The sequence below is a fragment of the Granulicella paludicola genome (assembly GCF_025685545.1).
GTDB classification, from domain to species: domain Bacteria; phylum Acidobacteriota; class Terriglobia; order Terriglobales; family Acidobacteriaceae; genus Granulicella; species Granulicella paludicola.
On the sequence record NZ_JAGSYC010000020.1, the window covers coordinates 282554 to 301603 of the forward strand.

Below are 19050 nucleotides of genomic sequence, written 5' to 3' on the forward strand. Positions count from 1 at the left end.
ATGGCGGAGCGGATACGGTTGATGCTGGTGGAAGACCACCAGGTGGTGCGGCAAGGGCTAGTCGCTTTGCTGTCTGCCGATGACGGGATTGAAGTGGTGGGCGCGGTCGGCGATGGCGCGTCGGCGGCAGAGATGTTTCGCAAGCAGCGGCCGGACGTGACACTGATGGATTTGCAGATGCCGAAGCAGGGTGGCGTAGAGACGATCCGGCAGATTCGTGGGGAGTTTCCGGACGCACGGCTGATCGTGCTCACAACCTACGACGGAGACGAGGACATCTACCGGGCCCTGCAGGCGGGGGCAAGAGCCTATTTGCTCAAAGGCATGCCGCTGGAGGAGCTGGTGGCGACGATCAAGGCAGTCCATGGAGGGAAGCTGCATATTCCCAGTTCGGTTGCGGAGAAGCTTGCACAACGGGTGAGCGGCCAGGAGTTGACCGCGAGGGAGCTTAGCGTGCTGGAGCGGATCGTGGCAGGGCGCGCGAATAAGGAGATAGCGGCCGACTTGTTCATCTCCGAGGCGACGGTGAAGACGCACATCAACAGCCTGCTGGGTAAGCTTGGCGTGGCTGACAGGACGCACGCGGCGACGGTGGCGATTCAGCGCGGACTGGTGGCGCATCGATGAAAAATTTATGGAAGCGGGCGGTGCTCGTTGGGGTGTTGCTATGGCCGATGACTGGCGGGCAAATAGGCCTGGCTGCTCAAGGAAAGACGTCGAAGCAGGGTTGGCACACGGCGACGGATGCGGAGCTCGAGGCGGTGATGCCTGCGCGGGCTCCGGTGGTGAATGAACGGATTGAGACAGAGACGCGGTCAGCGACGGGGATCATCGATGGGCGCGGGCATGTGATTGGTGCGATCGTGCTGATTACTGCGGGGTATGCGGCAAACGGGAAGTACTCCCATTACTTACTGGCGCAGAGTGGGCTGAAGATCGGCACGGATATCGTGCTGAAGCCGGGAGCGTATGTGATCGGGTGGACGCGCGAGCAGGAGGGACTGCTAGTTCACGTGTATGAAGCGGCGACCGGGGTGGAGCGAGGCAGTCTGACTGCGAAGCTGATGGATGGCAAGGTGACGGTGGTGCCAGTGAAGATCTGGCCACCAAGCGAGAAGGGCGTGATTCAGATTGGGCGATTCGCTCTGCCGTATGCGGTGCTGGAGGAGCGATAGAGACGGAAGGGTGTTACGGGGGTCATGCGCGGAGGTGCCGATTTTGCATGAGTCACGGAAATTTTACCGTGTCGCAACGCATTGGACGAGAATTGTTCGTAACGAGGTTCAAATCCCTGATAGATTTCTGGCATAGACAATCTTTCTGACAGTTTTGTCATGGTGCGTGACTCGTTTCCGAGTGCGGAGCCATGATCGAACCGTTGGTAGTTCCCGACGTTTGATCTGCGAAGCCTCACTTCGATGAGGGCAGAGAGTCGGACCGTCCCAGCTTTGCCTTTCAGGAGTCCTACTTCGTGTGTAAATTCTCTGGTGTTTCTTTGTCTTCCGCCCTGCGTACGCTGGCGGAAGTGGGTCTGGTTTCCGTTGTTGGACTAGGTTGTGTGGCCGGTGCGCAGACGGCACCTCAGCTTCTGCCGTATACGACAAAGGTCGTCGCGGGTACGACGACAGTTTCGGGCGTGACGCCCAAGGCGAACCCGGCTGCGGGTGGCAACTGTCCTTCAGGTCTCAAGGCCACCGATGCCTACGGAGATGGTTGCCTGGCGACGGAGGTGATCATCGGCACGACGACGTCGCCGACGGGACCGCGCGATGCGGTGGCGGATGCTGCGGGCAATATATTTTTCGGGGATTTTGTGAATGGCATTGTTCACCGTGTGGACGCGCTGACAGGCGTGATGACGGCGGTGGCCGGTGGAGCGACGGCGTCACCGCAGGCGGGTATTGCCTGTGGCGCTTACACCTCCACCGATGCCAAGGGCGACGGATGTCTGGGTACGGCGGTCCACCTGAGCAAGCCGACGGCGCTGGCGTTAGCGCCGAACGGCGATCTGTACTTCGCCGACTACGGCTATGGCAACGTGCGCAAGATCACGGCGACGGCGAAAGTGATTCCGGCTACCGGGGGCGTGATCTCGCTGGTTGCCGGCAGTGCTGGCACCACGAGCGCTGGATTCACCACCGGTTACAACATCAGCAATGCAACAACAACTGTGACGGCAGCGCAGAGCATTCTGGACGGACCGTATGGCCTGGCGTTCGATACTCCTGTCTCACCCAATACGCAGCCTGATTTGCTAATTATGGATGAGTACACGGCGGCGGCGGTGGCGCTAAACCTGAACACCACTGGCAGCACAAAGGTCAATAACGTTACGATTCCGGCTGGCACGATCTGGAAGATCGCAGGCACCGTGGCGACCGGGGCTCCTACATATCCCTACTGCGTGAACACTCCGGGCACAAATCCTGGTTGCGCGTATAACGTTGTTTACTCTGCGGGCAACCAAGCGAACCAGACGCCACTGCGCAGCGCGTATGCGATCGCCTCCGCACCGAACGGCAACACCTATCTGGTGAACGAATTCTACGACACGATTCTGCAAGTGGATCCGTCGGGTGTTCTCACGAACTTTGCGGGCGTCTACAACAAGACGGGTAGTTCGACGGCGCGCGCAGTAGCGGGAACAAATGCGATTGGCAGCCCGTTCGGTGTGGCAGCGGACGCCTACAACAATGTGTATTTCACGGATGCGGCCTACGGCAATGTGTGGCGTGTGGATGCAGGAACGAAGGAACAGTTCCTGATTGCGAGCGGCTTCGGCAAGAGCGGTACAACGGGCTTTGCGAGCGCCACTCTGCCAGGGCCGGGTGCCTTCGGCATCAGCGTGGATGCGAATGGCAACCTGTTCTTCGGCGACACGGAGATGGGAACGGTAACCGAGATCGCGACGAACGCGCAGTTCGGAACCATTGGAGCGAACCAGCCTACGCAGACGATCGATATTCACTTTGGCGTGGGAGATGGACCGGCGGCAACAGGTGCGTATGTCCTGAGCAATGGCGCTGGAAACTTCGCGCTGGGTACGCAGTCCTGCACGACGAACAGCGATAACACGATGGACTGCACACTGCCCGTGACGGCGACGCCGACGGCGCTGGGTGCGTTCATGGCAACGCTTACGATTACGTCAAGCCTGGGAGGGACGAATGCGATTACGCTCTCCGGCACGTATGCGCAAAGCCCCAACACGCGCACGGCACTGAGTTACACGGCGCCGAGCCTGAGCTGCACGGGTGTGTCTTCCTTCTCGCCGACGACGCCGGTTGTTTTCCTGGCGACGATTACGGCGAATGGTCCTGCGGCGCCGACCGGGTCGGTTCAGTTCTATGCAAACGGGGCAGCGATAGGTGCACCGCAGAGCATCACGACCGGTGGTACTGCTTCCGCGCCTGTCTATACTTCGACCCTGACTTATACCTTTTCGACTCCGAATACCTACACGGTAACCGCTGTCTATAGCGGCGACAGCTACTTCAAGACGTCTACTTCCGTAGGCACGAACATCACAAGCTCCAACCCTACGTTTGCGAGCTCGCTGAACACAGCGAACGAAGAGAATGCGGTTGTGGCGGGTGGCACGGCGTTGTACAGCTTCAATCTGGCGCAGACCGTGTACGCAGGCACGATTACGTTTGCCTGCTCTGGTTTGCCTTCGGGTGCGGCTTGCTCATTCAGCCCCACGACGGTGACGGCGAACGGTTGCTCGACGGGCACGACGGTTGCGATGAGCATCACGACACTGCAGGGTTATGTGACAGCCGGTGGCTTCGGGAGTTTTGGCAAGGGACGCTGGCAGTTGATGGCGATGTTCCCGGCGATCGGGCTCGCGTTGCTGATTGGCTTGCGCCGGCGCAAGGCTGGAGCTCGCTGGTCGCAGATTGCGATGAGTCTGGCGCTGCTGGTTGGGCTCTCTTCGCTAATGGCCTGCACGGGCACGAAGATTGCCGGTACCGGTGGGACGCCCAAGGGGACGAGCACGGTGACAGTGACGGCGACGGGTTCGGCTGGAATCACATCCTCGTTTACGGTGCCGCTGACGGTCAACTAGGCGTTCTTCGGCGGATGGACAGAGGGTCCTGTCCATCCGTTGCCGATTTTCTTGTACGACTTTGATTCATTGTTTCAGGCCGGTCTTCGGCCAGGAGATTCCCAGGATGTCTTTTATGTTTCGCCAGATTTTGAAAAGCTGCAGGGCCTGTGTATGTGCGGCTCTGGTTATGGTTCCCGCTCTTGTCGCGATCTTTAGCATGGCGCCCAGCGCGTATGCTCAGTCCGCCACTACAGGCGCGATCGGTGGTACGGTTTCGGATACGAGCGGCGCACTGCTACCCAACACAGCAGTCACAGTGACCTCGACCGATACAGGAACGACGCGCACAGTTAAGGCCAACGCGCAGGGCGAGTATCGCGTAAGTGACCTAACGCCAGGTAGCTATAAAGTGTCTTTCACAGCGGACGGCTTTCAGACGAAGGAAGAGAATGCGGTGACGGTGACAGTCGGTGGCGTGGCCGGAATCTCGCCGCAACTGACTGTGGGTTCAACTTCGGATAAGACCGAGGTCACAGGTCAACCCTCGCTGTTGGACACGGATAACAATGCGATCTCATCGACGATCGATCAGAACGCGATCGACAATCTGCCAATCAACGGTCGCCGTTGGTCGAACTTTGCGCTGCTGACGCCGGGCGTGGTGTCGAACTCGGACGGGTTTGGACTGCTGAGCTTCCGCGGTATTAGTGTGCTGCTGAACAACAGCACGGTGGACGGTGCGGACAATAACCAGGCGTACTTTTCGGAGGAGCGTGGACGCACACGTGCTTCTTATTCGGTGTCGCAGTCAGCAGTGCAGGAGTTCCAGGTGAATCTGTCGAACTACTCGGCTGAGTATGGTCGTGCAGCGGGTGGCGTGATCAACACGGTCACGAAGTCGGGCAGCAATGCGTTCCATGGAGAGCTGTTCTTCTATGATCGCGACAGTGACTTCGGCGCGGAAAACCCGTATACGACGCTGACGACGCAGGTGGCCGGGACAAACACATTTACAACGTACCCATACAAACCGAAGGATTGGCGCAAGCAGTGGGGCTTTGGTGCGGGTGGTCCGTTACTGCACGACCAGTTGTTCTGGTTCTACTCGTATGATCAGAGCCAGCGGAACTTTCCGGGCACGGCTCGTGCTTCGGACCCGACCGATACGTTTGCGGCTGCGGATTCGACGCTGCCGAATGGTGTTACGTGCACTGGCGGCAACCTGAATACTACTTCGGGCACGGCCCCTGGAGATGGCGCTGCCTGCCAGGAGGCGAATGCGCTCAATCTGGGGAGTGGACCCGGCGCGTACCAGGCGGGCGCGGCCTACTATACACAGGGACTGGGCGTGATCTCGTCGTTCCTCGGCGCAGTGCCGCGTCACTCTGACCAGGTGTTGAACTTTCCGAAGCTTGACTGGCAGATCAACGATCGCAATCGCCTGACGCTGCAGTACAACCGCCTGCGATACAGTTCGCCAGCGGGCGTGCAGACACAGGCCTCGAACTTCTACGGCCGCGGCTCCTTCGGCAATGATTTTGTGAAGGAAGACTTCGGAATTGCGCGCCTGTCGACGGTGCTGTCCTCGAACATCGTGAACAGCCTGCTGTTCCAGTACGGCCGTGACTTCGAGTATGAGAGCTCGCAGAAGCCGCTACCGAACGAAGTCCCGCTGGAGACATTGATCGGAGACGATCCGAAGGCACCGGCTGCCGCGCCGGACACGCAGATCGGCTACGAGTTCGACGGCACCGGATTCGACATTGGCCGTTCGTACCTGGGCGAGCGTCGCGCTCTACCCAACGAGCGCCGCATGCAGGGTGAAGATATCGTTACCTGGAGCCATGGACTGCACACAACCAAGGCAGGCATCGAGGTCAACCGCGTGTTCGACTACGTCGACAACCTGTACGAAGAGGGTGGTAGCTTCAGCTACGACTACAGCTACGACTTCATCGCCGACTATCTGCACAAGACGACAGGGGTTGGCGGCACCAACTACGCACCGCAGTACTACTCGTTCAGCCAGGGCTTCGGCAATCCTCGAGCGGAACTGGCGACGACGGACTACGCAGGTTTTGTCACGGACGACTGGCGGATTACGCCGCGCATGACGCTGACCCTGGGTGTTCGTTACGAGTACGAGTACATCCCCCAGCCATTCGCTCCCAACACCGTGGGCAACGGCCTCACGGGCGCGGCGTACGCGGGGCCTGTCTCGCAAACTCTGAACAAGCCAGACGATCGTAACAACATTGGCCCGCGCGTGGGCTTTGCGTACAACGTGTTCGGTGACAGCAAGACGACGCTGAGAGGCGGTTACGGCATGTATTACGGTCGCATCATCAACTCGAACATCATCCAGTCCTACCTGCTCTCCGGCAGCCAGAACGGCCAAGTTGATTTTCAACCGACGGCTTCGAACAAGTGCCAGCAGTACCCGAACATCTTTGCGTCGGCGCAGGCGTTTGTCAGCGCCTGCCAGACCGCGAGCGGAGGCTTGAACTCGAACACGATCTCCTATCTGGACAAGCATCTGCAAAACCCGCAGATCCACGAGGTCGATCTTGCGGTGCAGCAGGACCTCGGCCATCAGACGACGTTCTCGATCAGCTACATGGGCTCAATGGGCCGTGAGTTGGCGGCAGCTGTGGACCAGAACGTATCGCCTGCGACCGCCAGCCGTACGTTCGAGGTGCTGAACAATACGCAGCCCCCTGTTTCCGGTTACACCACCTACCCGCACGGCGGCAAGCCTCCTGCGTTGATCGCTAACAGTCTGCACACGTACAAGGAGTACACGACTGCGAGCACGGCGTTCCCGGGCTACTATCATGTGCTTGAGTTCAAGAGCGAGGTGAACTCCAGCTACAACGCGCTAGTGATGCAGCTGAATCATCGCTTCTCGGATAACTTCTCGTTCCTTTCGAACTTCACCTTTGCGCATGCGCTCGACTACAACCCCTATCTCAGCACGGGGTATGGCACGTCGTCCGAGTTGCTCGATCCGTTGAACCCGGCGGGCGAGTATGCGACCAGCTCGTTGAATGTGCGTCATCGTTTCGTTGCGGCCGGCACCTACCGTGTGAACTTCCCGAGCCTCACACGCGGCTGGGAGAAGACGTTTATCAACGGCTGGGGCATCGCTCCTATTCTGCAGATCCAAAACGGCCTGCCGTATAGCGCAGGCGTCACGCAGAGCATCACCGGCACACTCTATGGAGGCATTCTCGGGGCAGGCGGAACTGCGCGTATTCCTGATCTAGATCGCGACAGCTACACGATGCCGAAAACAGCGACTGTCGACCTGCGCCTCAGCAAATACTTCACCAAGCACATCGGTGAGCATGAGTACCGGTTCGAGATTCTGGGTGAGGCGTTCAACCTCTTCAACCATCAGAACATCACGTCTGTGAACACAACGGCGTACTGCCTGAGCACAGCACCGCCGCCGACTACCACTGCAACGACGGGTGTCTCCTGCAAGCCGGTCCAGGCTCTGCCAGCGACGACGGCTGCAAATTACCTGATCGCCAACCCGCTGTTCGGAACGTACCTGAACTCAAACAGCAACACCGTGCTCACGCCGCGCCAACTGCAGATTGCTGGCCGGTTCTACTTCTAATACGTAGCAGGAAAACAACGAAGGGCGACCAGTGATGGTCGCCCTTTGTGTTTCTGTCTGAATCGGAAGCCTATGGTTGCTGAGCTGGTTTAGGTAGCGGAGTGCCTGTTGGCGCATTCATCGGATCATCAAGGATGTGGTTCAGCACATGTGCGAGGCGCAGGCCGCCAAGGGCCAGCTGCGAGTCGACGACCTTCGTCTCTTCGTCGACGTAGTCGTGGCGCAGCATGGCTCCGTCAGGTGCCAGAGCGTTGACGGCGTACTTGTGCGAGGCGTTGACCCATAGCGTGGGCGAGCCACCTGCGAGGCTCTCCCAGTGGTTTTCCTTGATCTCTGTGAGAAGCGCATCGGTGTATTTGGCTTCGTTCAGGCGGCGTTGCTCGATAAGGCTTTCGTCCCACACGCCATGCAGGTTGCACTTGAAGGTGCCGCATTGATTGGAGCCGAGGAAGGTGATGCCGATACCGTTGCCGCCGCGCGCATCCCCAATGGCATGGAAGGGTTGATGGACGTCGCCGATGAGATGCACGAGGAACTTCAGTGCGATCGCTCGTTCGCTCAACGGGAGTGTGGTGTCGCCGAGACGGCCTTCGAAGTAGAGGATGCGGTCGGTGGCACAATCACGCCACGGAGAGGTAGCGTCGGCGGAGCCAGGGCAGTCGCGCTTGCGATCGTAGGATGCTTCGGTGCTGGGGATGTCGACGTAGTGCCATGGAGCGGTCTCAGGGTGGCTCTGACGGTAGTCGTCTGCCCAAGGCGCGACATCGGCGAGAGCGTCTTTATCGGTGATCTTCACATTGAGAAGTTCGGCGATCTGTGCTTTGGTGGCGGGTGTTAAATAGGCCTCGGCAACGAGTGCGGTGAGGCGATGTCCTTCACGTCCCCAGGCCCAACTGCGTGGCGCTACAAACCCCAGAAGGAAAACTCCAACTATCGCACCGCGTACAACCTTCTTCGTGAAAAAATGTTTCATTAGCCGATAGTACTTCGTTTTTTACGCTTCTGGCATGAACGCCGAGTCAGGAAGAACGTGACGGATGCGGTGCAGGCGTTGCGATCGGATCTCTTCTACGAGAGCCAGGGAATTGCAGCAGAGGAGTTCTTTTGTCGATGAAGTTGTGTGTGCGGTGGACTGCCTGGCTGGGTTGCGGTGTCGTCATGGCGGCAGGGTTGAGCCTGAGGGCGCAGACGGCGACGATCACCGTGAATACGCGGTTGGTGGTGCTGGATGTTTCTGCGACGGATAAAGATGGTCAACCCATTGCTGGCCTGACGCGCGACGACTTTCAGATCTTCGAAGACGACAAACTGCAACCTATGAAGTCCTTCGAGGCACCAGCAGCACACGTGTTGCCGCAGGACGCAACGGGCGTAGATGAAGTGTTTGATCCAGCGGAGCCAAAGTCATTTGGGCAATCGCCAGTGACGGTGCTGGTGCTGGACCAATTGAACACGCACTTCGAGGACAGCTCATTCGCACGGCGACAGCTGCACGACTATTTGGCAACGCAGCCGGCGATGCTTGCGCAGCCCACGACTTTGCTGACGTTGGAGCAGGGAAACTTTCGCCCGCTGCAGGGGTTCACGCGAAGTCGCGACGCATTGTTGAAGGCGTTGGCTGGAGCTCCAACGAAGTATGCGTGGGCGCTGGAGGTCAATGGCAAGGCTGACCATGGTCCGCTTGAGCGATTGGAGGCATCGTTGAATGCGCTCGAGGAGATGGCGCAGAGCTATGCGCGGGTTCCAGGGAAGAAGAACCTGGTCTGGGTGGGCGGCGGTTTTCCATCTCTCGATCCCGATGCTGTCGACGCCGGAGACTTGCAGCTGGTAAAGAACACGATTCAGCATGTGACCGATGTGCTGCTGGAGAAGCGCATGACGGTGTACGCAGTGGACCCGACGAGTTCGATGCCGGGGATGACTGAAGTTGTCAATGCAACGCAGATGATGTTCGTGCAAACTGCGGGTGATGCTGCGACCGGCGATGTAGATCCGTTCGGCGCGAGGGCGGACTTCGACAAGTTAGGACCGGTGACGGGTGGGCGCATTGTGCGTGGACGAAACGATCTGGGTATGCAGATTGGAGCGGCTATCGCTCAGGGAGACGCTTACTACACGTTGAGTTACTCTCCGACTTCAGCGAGCGATGCAGCGGCTAAGTACCGCAAGATTCGCGTGGTGTGTAAGCGGCCCGGCGTGTTGATTGCGACGCGTAACGGGTATTATCCTTCACCCGCTGAAAAGCAGGGTTCGCTGGAGGCGATCTCCTACGACATGAGCACGGCTGCCGACAGCATGATTGCTCTAAACGGTTTGGCAGTGACGGTAGAGCGGGACAATGCTGACGAAAAGGGTAATACGTACACGCTGCATGTACGGTCGCGCGACCTGAGCTGGAGCACGAATGAGGATGGCTCGTCTTCTGCGCACGTGGCGGTGCTGGCGGCGGTGTTCACTGGCAAGAACAAGATGGTGGACCATACTCTGCAGGCAATGACCGCAGCTGCCAAGTCAGGGGTGAATGTCCGTGCAGAGGGCAAGATCGCGAACTTTGACATCGTTGTGAAAGATAGCAGCAAGGCTGCGCGTGTGCGGTTTGTGGTGCGGGATTCTGTAACGGGAATGATGGGGAGCGTGGATCTCCCGTTGGTAGCTTCGCGGTAGGCTCGGTGTTGGTTCGTGATGCAGATTGCTCCGCTGTGCTGCGGAATGACAAAGAGAATAGGTAGAGCTGTTAAACATGGATGCCGACCGGACGTCTGCGGTCGGCATCTATGTCTTTGATTGAGAGCTACTTCAGGTTGAGCGTGTTGTTAGTGCGGTCGTCGTCGGGGAGTTTGTGGTCCGGATCGACCGTGACGCTGGCCACTGGCTTGTCGCCGTTGAAGTGGAATGTGGCCGTGTTCTTTGAGAGCCACGCTTCCGCGGGGATGCGGATGCGTTCCTTCGTGCCGTCGGTGTAGACCACCTCAAGCGGCGCCGGCAGCACTAGCGGGCGGCGATTGGAGACGACAACCGTCAGACCATTCTTCGGATCATTGCCGTTGTAGCTGGCGGAGTCGATCGCGAGATCCAGCGTCCAGTTATGCATATACCAGCCGCGCCAGAAGTAGCTGAGGTCGTCGCCGCCTTCACTCTCCATCGCGCGGAAGAAGTCCGACGGGCTGGGGTGTTTGAAGGCCCAGTCGCGGATGTACTTGCGGAAGGCATAGTCGAACCGCTGCGGCCCTAGGATCTGTTCGCGCAGTAGGATGTTGCCGTACGCACCCTTGAAGTACTGCACGGGGTGGCCAAGCGCACCGGTGAAGCCGTCGGCTCGTGTGAGGATGGGCGGTGCGTCGGGGTTGTCGAGCACCTTGAGGATGGTGTCCGGTGGCTCGCCGCCAGCGGAGTATTCGCTGTCGCGCTTAGGGCCGTACTTGCCGTGGTCGTAGTCGTCGGACTCGAAGGTGTCGATGAAGGTGTTGAAGCCTTCGTCCATAAAGGCCCAGCGGCGTTCGTTGGAGCCAACGATCATCGGGAACCAGAAGTGACCAACCTCATGCGCCGTCACCCAGAAGAGGAACGCGCCGTTATCGTGGATGCCGTCGAAAACGACGCCGGGGTACTCCATGCCAGTGGAGAAGCCAGCAACGCTGAGGGCCACGGGATACGGATAGGGATACCAGCGGCGGGAGAACTCTTCGATGGAGTCCTTCACGTACTCGGTCGATTTATCCCACGCATCCGGGCCGATGCTCTCGACGGGATAGACCGACATAGCTAGCGGACTCTTGCCTGCAGGCAGAGCGTTGGGAACTTTGTTGTCGCCAGTGGCGGGCGGTAGGTTGATGCGCGCAGCGTCCCACACGAAGGTTGGCGAGGCGGTGAAGACGACGTCGCGGGTGTGATCCATGTGGAAGTGCCAAGTCAGCGTGCCGTCTTTCTTCGGGCGGCTGGCCGGGTCGTTCACCTCTTCCGGCTTGCGGATGTAGACCGTCTTATCGGAATGGCGCGCTTCTTCCAGGCGAGTGATCTCGGTTTTGGTGAGGACCTCGGTCGGGTTCATCAGCTCACCTGAGCCTGCGACGAGGAAGGAAGAAGGTACGTTCACGAAGTAGTCGAAGTGGCCGTATTCGAGATAGAACTCGGCACCTATGTAGGGTAGCGTGTCCCAGCCGCGGAGATCGTCATAGACGCACATGCGCGGATACCACTGCGCCATGTCATAGATTTCACCGTGCTCGGCCATGCCGACAGAGGTGCGTCCGCCCCAGGGGCCGGGGATAGTGTAGTGATACTTGATGTGGATGCGGAGGGCGCCCTTGCTCTTCAGCGGCGTGGCGAGACGAATCTGCAGTCGCGTGTCATCGACAAGGTAATCGGCTCTAGTGGCTGTACCGGGTCCGACTGCTCCTGGGGTTAGCGTCACGTCGTCGAGCACATTTCCTTCGGTGGAGTTGTCTGCACGCGCGGGACGAGCAGGCGCATTTGCGGCAGCTCCGGGGCGCGGCCCACGACCTCCGCCGGCGTTGCCGAGGTTATGTGCGCGTGAGTCCTTGCGATACGTGTTCTGCTCGAGGAGGATCCAGAGGCTCGTCAGCGTGTCGGGCGAGTTGTTGGTGTAGGTGATGACCTCGTCGTTGGTGAGCGTATGTGAGGCGGGGTCAATGGCCGCGTGCATCACGTAGTCGGCTACGTTCTGCCAATAGTTCGGGCCGGGAGCCCCGTTGCCGCTGCGGTAGCTGTTGACGGCCTCAGGCAGGGTGAGCGGAGCGAAGGTAACGCGCGGGTCGTAGGTACTCGTTGTGGGAGGAGCGGGTGTCTGCGCGGCTAAGGAAAGGGTGAGCAATGTGAGGAGCAGAAGGGACGGCGATGAAGTCTTCATAGGCTGAACTCTTTGTGGTCTTCCGTTTGATTTTTCAGGTGGGTATCCGCGCTACTGGCCGTAGTGGCAGAGGATAGGGAGGACGTTGGAGCCGCGACGTGGCGGCTCGGGAACGATGCCTTGGGATGCCCTTAGTGTCGCATATCGTTCGTAAACTTCTGCGCAGAGACGTAGTCTAAACAGCTATGAGATCTGGTCGCGGAAGCGTGTTGCGGGTGATGGCGATGTTTGCGATGAGCGGCGTCATGTACGCTCAGCCAGACCGTGCACCGGTGGTGTTCTCGCAGACGATTCATGAAGGTGGCGGTGCCCTCCAGATCGACTTCGCCGAGGGCGCGATCGATCTCGGCAGAGCAGCGGTAGTGGACCGCATCCAGATGGCGGCGCATGCGGTGTCTGTTTATTACGGGCGGTTCCCGGTGGCGAAGGCGCGGGTGCTTGTAATTCCTTCAGCAGGCAGGCATGGAGTGATGCAGGGAACGACCTGGGGAGCGATGTCGGGATTTCCGGCGTTTCTCAGACTGCGTGTTGGACAGAGAACCACGGCGGATGAGCTGAAGGTCGATTGGGTGATAACGCATGAGCTGACGCACACCGCGCTGGCATCGCTGCCGGATGATCAGCACTGGTTCGAAGAAGGCCTCGCCAGCTATGTGGAACCGATCGCTCGCGTGCAGGCCGGAGAGCTTGCAGCCAAGAGCATCTGGGCCGACATGGTGAGCGGAATGCCGAATGGCGAGCCCGTGGCTGGCGATAGGGGGCTCGATCACACGCATACCTGGGGACGAACCTACTGGGGCGGAGCGTTGTTCTGCCTGAGCGCGGATGTGGAGATTCGCAGACAGACACGGAATCGCTATGGATTGCAGGATGCGTTGCGGGCTATCGTGGCTGCGGGCGACACGATCGATAAAGAGATGCCTGTTGAGTCGGTGCTGCGTGTGGGCGATGGGGCCACACACACGCGTGTGCTGGAGGAGATGTATGTGCGTTGGAGCCAAACAGCTGTGCCGGTTGAGCTGGAGGCACTTTGGCAGCAGTTGGGTGTGAAGCCGGATGGTTCGCTGGATGACGCGGCGCCGGAGAGCGCGATTCGCAGAGCAATCACTGCAACATCCAGATAACGGCTAGGCTTTGCGAACGGACTTGGGAGGGCAAGGTCCTGTGGACTGGCGCTCAATCAACTCACTCGGGATGGTGTAGTTGATGCCCTTTTCGATGCCACCGTGTGCCGCTCCATAGAGAGCTTCGAAGGCGCGGGCTGCGATCTCGGTGCGTGAGACGCGAATGGTGGTGAGAGCAGGCTGCATCAGGCTGCTGAGCTCGATGTCGTCGAAGCCGACGATGGAGATATCCTGTGGTACACGCACGCCAGCAACATGCGCCGCGATGAGTACGCCGATGGCGGTGAGATCGTTGGAGCACATGATGGCCGTGGGCCGCTTGGGCAGCGCGAGCAACTCCGACATCGCCCTCTGCCCGCCATCAATGCCGTGGTTGCCCTGGCAGATAAATCCTGGGGCGACCTTGATGCCGTTGCGCTTGAGCGATGAGACGAAGGCGTCGCGACGGATGGTGGCAGACTTCAAATCTCGTGGGCCTTCAACGAAAGCGATCTCACGATGTTTCAGCGAGGTGAGGTGGTTGATCGCGAGGTCAATGCCGTGCTCGTAATCGATGGAGATGTTGCTGATGAGACGTCCGACGGTTCCGGTATCGAGGAAGACGATTGGAATGCCGCGCTTGCTGAGTATCTGGATAAGGTGTGGGGCCATCTCTGAGGTCATGATGGCGACGCCGTCGACCTTATGCTCCAGCATGCGACGTACGCAATGTTCGGTGCGCTCAGGGTGGTAGTCGGTGTTGGCGATGAGCACTTCCTGATTGTGCTCGACCGCCAGGCGCTCGAAGGACTTCACCAGCTCGGGGAAGAAGGGATTGGCGATGTCGGAGACGATAAGGCCATAGGTGTTGCTTTTGCCAGAACCCAGCATGCGCGCGTGGCTGTTGGGGTAGTAGCCGGTTTTTTCAATTGCTGCCCGCACCTTGCTTTCGGTCTTTGCGTCCACGGGTACGGAGCCGCTCAGCACACGCGACACTGTGGCTGTGGAGACTCCGGCTATCTTTGCAACCTCGCGAATATTCATGCTGTGTAAAGACCTTTGAACACTAGAAGCTGTGTCTACTGTACGACCTGATGCCTCGAAATGGTAGACTTCACCGCGATGAACATCCCCTCCTTTCTGCATCCCGTAACGAGGTCGTCAGCTTCTTTCACGCGGCGTCTTATCGCGGTTGGTCTTTTATTCAGTGGTTCTGTAGTAGGCCTTGCGCAGAGCACTCACCGCTGGACGGAGCAGCAGGCCAACGAGTGGTACGCAAAGCAGCCTTGGCTGGTGGGCGCGAACTACGTGCCGTCGAATGCGATCAACGAGCTGGAGATGTTTCAGCAGGCGACGTTTGACCCTGCCATCAATGACCGTGAGCTGAGTCTGGCAGAAGGCATCGGGATGAACACGATGCGTGTGTTTCTGCAGGACCAGCTGTGGACTTCAGACCCCGAAGGGTTTTCGAAGCGGTTGGATGCATTCCTCGCGATTGCCGCGAAGCACCACATTCGTCCCGTGCTAGTGCTTTTCGACTCGTGCTGGGAGGCGAACCCAAAGCTCGGTCCACAGCATCCGCCAATTCCTGGCGTGCATAACTCTGGTTGGGTGCAGAGCCCTGGTGCGGCGGAGCTGATGGACAAGAGCTACTACCCGAAGCTGCAGGCTTATGTAGAAGGTGTGGTGGGACGCTTCGGTAAGGATGATCGCGTGCTGGCCTGGGATATCTGGAACGAGCCCGACAATGGGAACGACGCCCGTTTTCACGAGGCGCCGCACAAGGCTGATTTGGTGGATGCTCTGCTGCCGCAGGTTTTTGCCTGGGCGCGTGCGGCGAAGCCCACGCAGCCGCTGACCAGTGGCGTATGGAATGGGAACTGGTCGGATGAGTTGAAGATGAGTGCGACGACGAAGATTCAGCTCGCGGAATCCGACATCATCAGCTTCCATAACTACGGCTGGCCGGAGGAGTTCGAAGCCGGAATCAAGGAGCTGCAGAAACAGCATCGCCCCATCATCTGCACTGAATATATGGCGCGGGGCGCGGGGAGCACCTTCGATAACTCGCTGCCGATTGCGAAGAAATACAACGTTGGCGCGATCAACTGGGGTTTAGTGGCTGGCAAGACCCAGACGTACCTGCCGTGGGACTCGTGGGATCATCCGTACGTGCTCTCGCAGCCGACGGTCTGGTTTCATGAGGTCTTCCGCAAGGATGGCACCCCTTATAGGCAGCATGAGGTTGACCTGATTCGCTCGTTGACCGGGCGCGGATCGGGTGCCGACTAGCTTCTGATCGAGTTAAACTCAGCCGTTATAGATGTAGCCGTTGGCGATGGCCTCGAACGAGCGCACCTGCTGCTGTTGCCAGGCCTCGTCGCGGCCGAGCTCCTGCGCAAGAATGGCGGCGACCTTTGGAGCCATCCACTGCGCAGCGCGGGCGTTGAGAAAAAGCGCTCGTGTGCGCCGAGCCAGAACATCTTCGACGCTCCGCGCCATCTCGTAGCGCGCAGCCCAGAGGACTTCGTGAGCACGGTAGGGCAGCTCCGGGTGCAGACGTTCGTCGGGGGCATCGATTGCGTTGAGCGCGGCAAGGTCAGAGCCATAGACACGATCGGATTCGGGCAGGGAGGCCACGGCATCAGCAGCGATGGCTCCGTGGAGAGGCAGATTTGAGGTCCGCGACGGTGAGGCTGCAAGACCTCCTTGCGTGGCCGCTTTGTTGATGGCGTCTTCGCCCATGCGGCGGTAGGTCGTCCACTTTCCACCGGTGACGGTGATCAGGCCGGATTTCGAGATGAGCACCTTGTGATCGCGCGAAAGCTTTGAGCTGCTGCCGCTCCCTTCGCGCACCAGCGGCCGAAGCCCCGACCACATGCTGAGCACGTCGGTCGGCTCAAGCGTTGCGCCGAGGAAGCGATGGATGTGGTCGATGAGAAACTCGCGCTCTTTCAGAAGGGCGTGCGGCTCAAGACTTGCTGTGGGAACGGCCTCGTCCGTGGTGCCGACGACGAGGTGATCGTGCCAGGGGATCGCAAAGAGCACACGGCCATCGGAGGTCTTGGGAATCATCAGCGCGTTGGCGCTGGGGAGGTATTTGCGGTCGAGCACGAAGTGTGTGCCCTGGCTGATGGTGAGCAGCGAACCCTCGCCGGGCTCGTCCATGCGCATCACTTCTTCAGTGAAGGAGCCGGTCGCGTTGATGACGACTTTCGCGAGGATCTCCATCGGCTGGCCGGTTTCGCTGTCGATGGAATAGACGCCGACAGTTTCGCCGTTCTGCTGAATGAGGCCAGTGGCTCCGACATAGTTGATAGCGAAGCCACCGAGGTCTTCGAGCGTGCGCAGAAGACTGATCGCGTAGCGCGCATCGTCGAACTGACCATCGCGATAGAGGATGCCGCCTTTGAGGCCCTCCTGCTTGATGGTTGGCAGATGCGCGAGGGTTTCTTTGACCGAAAGAATCTTCGAGGGGCCGAACGAGAGCTTGCCGGAGAGCCACTCGTACACTTTGAGGCCGATGCCGTAGTATGGAAGGCCAAACCAGGTGTAAACGGGTACGACGAAGTCGAGCCGATGCACGATGTGCGGTGCGTTGCGCAGCATGTAGCCGCGTTCACGCAGGGCATCGAGGACGAGCGTGATGTTCATCTGCTCCAGGTAGCGCACACCGCCGTGGACGAGCTTGGTGCTGCGGCTGCTGGTGCCTTTGGCGAAATCGTGCTTTTCGATCAGCAGCGTGCGGTAGCCGCGGGATGCGGCTTCGACGGCAGCGCCAAGGCCGGTGGCACCGCCTCCGAGGACGAGGACATCCCACTGACGGCCTTCGCCGATGGCTTCAAGTGCTGCTTTGCGGGTCAGGCTCATTCTGTCTCCCAGTCGCGCGAACGGTCGAGCGCGCGCTTCCATTGGGCGCGTTGCTTTGCGCGTGCTACGTCATCAATCTTCGGCTCGAAGGTCTTGTCCTTTTGCCACTGGCTGGCAATGGTCTCTTTGTCCGGCCAGTAGCCGACACCGAGACCAGCGAGGTACGCAGCGCCCAAAGCGGTGGACTCGGAGTTCTTCGGGCGTACGACACGCACGCCAAGGATGTCTGCCTGTAGCTGCATCAGCATGTTGTTGGCGGACGCGCCGCCGTCGACGCGCAACTCCTGCAACGAGAGGCCGGAGTCCGCTTGCATGGCCTCAAGGACGTCGGTCACCTGTAACGCGATGCCTTCCAGCGCAGCGCGGGCGATGTGCGCTCGGTTGGTGCCGCGCGTCATGCCGACGATAGCGCCGCGAGCACGCTGGTCCCAATGCGGAGCGCCGAGGCCGGAAAACGCGGGCACGAGATAGACGCCGCCCGTATCCGGAACCGAAGCAGCAAGGGCTTCAACCTCTGCTGAGGAGCGGATGATCTGAAGCTCGTCGCGGAGCCACTGCACGACGGCACCAGCCATCATCATGCTGCCTTCGAGAGCGTATTCGACCTTGTTGCCGTTTTTGCCGCTGAGCTGCCAAGCGATCGTGGTGAGCAGCTGGTTCTTCGATGGCGTTGGTGTCTCGCCGATGTGTAGCAGCATGAAGCTGCCGGTGCCGAAGGTGCACTTCACCATTCCCGGCTGCGTACACATCTGTCCAAAGAGCGCGGCCTGCTGGTCGCCTGCGATGCCTGCGATCTCGATGCCGTGAAGCACGTTGGAGGTGGTGGCGCAGACGCCGCTGGAGGGAACGACCTCAGGCAGTAGCGACCTTGGAATGTTGAGCAGCTTGAGCAGGTCGTCATCCCACGCGAGCGTGTGTATGTTGAAGACCATGGTGCGTGAGGCGTTGGTGACGTCAGTGACATGGCGCTCTCCGTTGGTGAGCTTCCAGATAAGCCAGCTGTCGACCGTACCGAAGGCAAGTTCGCCCCGCTCGGCGCGGTCGCGCGCCCCCTTGACGTTGTCGAGGATCCAGCTGACTTTTGTGGCTGAGAAGTAGGCATCAGGAAGTAGACCGGTCTTCTGCTGAATGATCTCGGCGTGTCCGTCGCTGCGGAGCTTATCGCAGAGAGCCGCGGTGCGACGGTCCTGCCATACGATGGCGTTATAGATGGGCTCGCTTGTCTTACGGTCCCAGACGATAGCCGTTTCGCGCTGATTGGTGATGCCAATGGCGGCGATCTCTTTGGGCGAGATGCCTGCGCTTGCAAGGGCTTCTGTGGCTGTGCCGATCTGCGAGGACCAGATGTCGATGGGGTCATGCTCGACCCAGCCGGGCTGAGGAAAGATCTGCTTGAAGGAGCGCTGTGCGATGGAGGAGACGGTGCCAGCAGAGTCAATGATCATCGCGCGGGAGCTCGTTGTTCCCTGATCGAGCGCAAGGATGAAGCGTTTCGTAGCCATGGAGCCTCCGAACTGTTCGATGCAGAGCGGTC

The 19050-nt window shown here is 59.6% G+C and carries 12 protein-coding genes; 7 read left to right on the forward strand and 5 right to left on the reverse strand.

Annotated elements, in window-relative coordinates; all coding sequences use genetic code 11:
- The 4 genes from OHL14_RS04390 (at position 1) to OHL14_RS04405 (ending at position 7676) form a co-directional block, all read left to right on the forward strand.
- Complete coding sequence (locus OHL14_RS04390) at positions 1 to 627, forward strand: response regulator (RefSeq protein WP_263378103.1); 627 nt, start codon at positions 1 to 3, stop codon at positions 625 to 627.
- On the forward strand, positions 624 to 1175 hold the full coding sequence (locus OHL14_RS04395; protein WP_263378104.1) for a hypothetical protein: 552 nt from the start codon (positions 624 to 626) through the stop codon (positions 1173 to 1175). Before OHL14_RS04390 ends, OHL14_RS04395 begins: the two co-directional genes overlap by 4 nt.
- A 350-nt stretch (positions 1176 to 1525) precedes the next feature.
- Entirely contained in the window at positions 1526 to 4069 is a 2544-nt protein-coding gene (locus tag OHL14_RS04400; RefSeq protein ID WP_263378105.1) for an Ig-like domain repeat protein, read from the forward strand.
- A 169-nt stretch (positions 4070 to 4238) separates the two neighbouring features.
- Entirely contained in the window at positions 4239 to 7676 is a 3438-nt protein-coding gene (locus OHL14_RS04405) for a TonB-dependent receptor (RefSeq protein ID WP_263378106.1), read from the forward strand.
- Positions 7677 to 7746: 70 nt separating this feature from the next.
- Here the strand turns inward: OHL14_RS04405 and OHL14_RS04410 are convergent, their stop codons facing one another.
- The gene (locus OHL14_RS04410; RefSeq protein ID WP_263378107.1) at positions 7747 to 8649 is read right to left on the reverse strand and encodes a S1/P1 nuclease; all 903 of its coding nucleotides are present in this window, start codon (positions 8647 to 8649) and stop codon (positions 7747 to 7749) included.
- A gap of 137 nt (positions 8650 to 8786) precedes the next feature.
- Between OHL14_RS04410 and OHL14_RS04415 the strand changes: the two genes are divergently transcribed.
- Positions 8787 to 10340, forward strand: coding sequence for a VWA domain-containing protein (locus OHL14_RS04415; RefSeq protein ID WP_263378138.1), 1554 nt, complete (start codon positions 8787 to 8789; stop codon positions 10338 to 10340).
- A 127-nt stretch (positions 10341 to 10467) separates the two neighbouring features.
- On the opposite strand, the gene OHL14_RS04420 is transcribed toward OHL14_RS04415, so the two are convergent.
- Positions 10468 to 12543, reverse strand: coding sequence for a M1 family metallopeptidase (locus OHL14_RS04420; RefSeq protein WP_263378108.1), 2076 nt, complete (start codon positions 12541 to 12543; stop codon positions 10468 to 10470).
- 185 nt (positions 12544 to 12728) lie between these two features.
- On the opposite strand from OHL14_RS04420, the gene OHL14_RS04425 reads away from it, so the two are divergent.
- Positions 12729 to 13667 carry a hypothetical protein gene (locus tag OHL14_RS04425; protein WP_263378109.1) on the forward strand — a complete coding sequence of 313 codons (939 nt, stop codon included), beginning with the start codon at positions 12729 to 12731 and terminating at the stop codon, positions 13665 to 13667.
- A 3-nt stretch (positions 13668 to 13670) separates the two neighbouring features.
- On the opposite strand, the gene OHL14_RS04430 is transcribed toward OHL14_RS04425, so the two are convergent.
- On the reverse strand, positions 13671 to 14690 hold the full coding sequence (locus tag OHL14_RS04430; protein ID WP_263378110.1) for a LacI family DNA-binding transcriptional regulator: 1020 nt from the start codon (positions 14688 to 14690) through the stop codon (positions 13671 to 13673).
- A gap of 78 nt (positions 14691 to 14768) precedes the next feature.
- Between OHL14_RS04430 and OHL14_RS04435 the strand changes: the two genes are divergently transcribed.
- Entirely contained in the window at positions 14769 to 15938 is a 1170-nt protein-coding gene (locus OHL14_RS04435) for a cellulase family glycosylhydrolase (RefSeq protein ID WP_263378111.1), read from the forward strand.
- A gap of 18 nt (positions 15939 to 15956) precedes the next feature.
- Here the strand turns inward: OHL14_RS04435 and OHL14_RS04440 are convergent, their stop codons facing one another.
- Together OHL14_RS04440 and glpK are read right to left on the reverse strand one after the other, a co-directional pair.
- A complete protein-coding gene (locus OHL14_RS04440) occupies positions 15957 to 17516 on the reverse strand; it encodes a glycerol-3-phosphate dehydrogenase/oxidase (protein ID WP_263378112.1) in 1560 nt (519 codons plus the stop codon).
- Positions 17513 to 19018, reverse strand: a complete 1506-nt coding sequence (gene glpK, locus OHL14_RS04445) for a glycerol kinase GlpK (RefSeq protein ID WP_263378113.1) — start codon at positions 19016 to 19018, stop codon at positions 17513 to 17515. Before glpK ends, OHL14_RS04440 begins: the two co-directional genes overlap by 4 nt.
- Between the last annotated feature and the right edge of the window lie 32 nt (positions 19019 to 19050).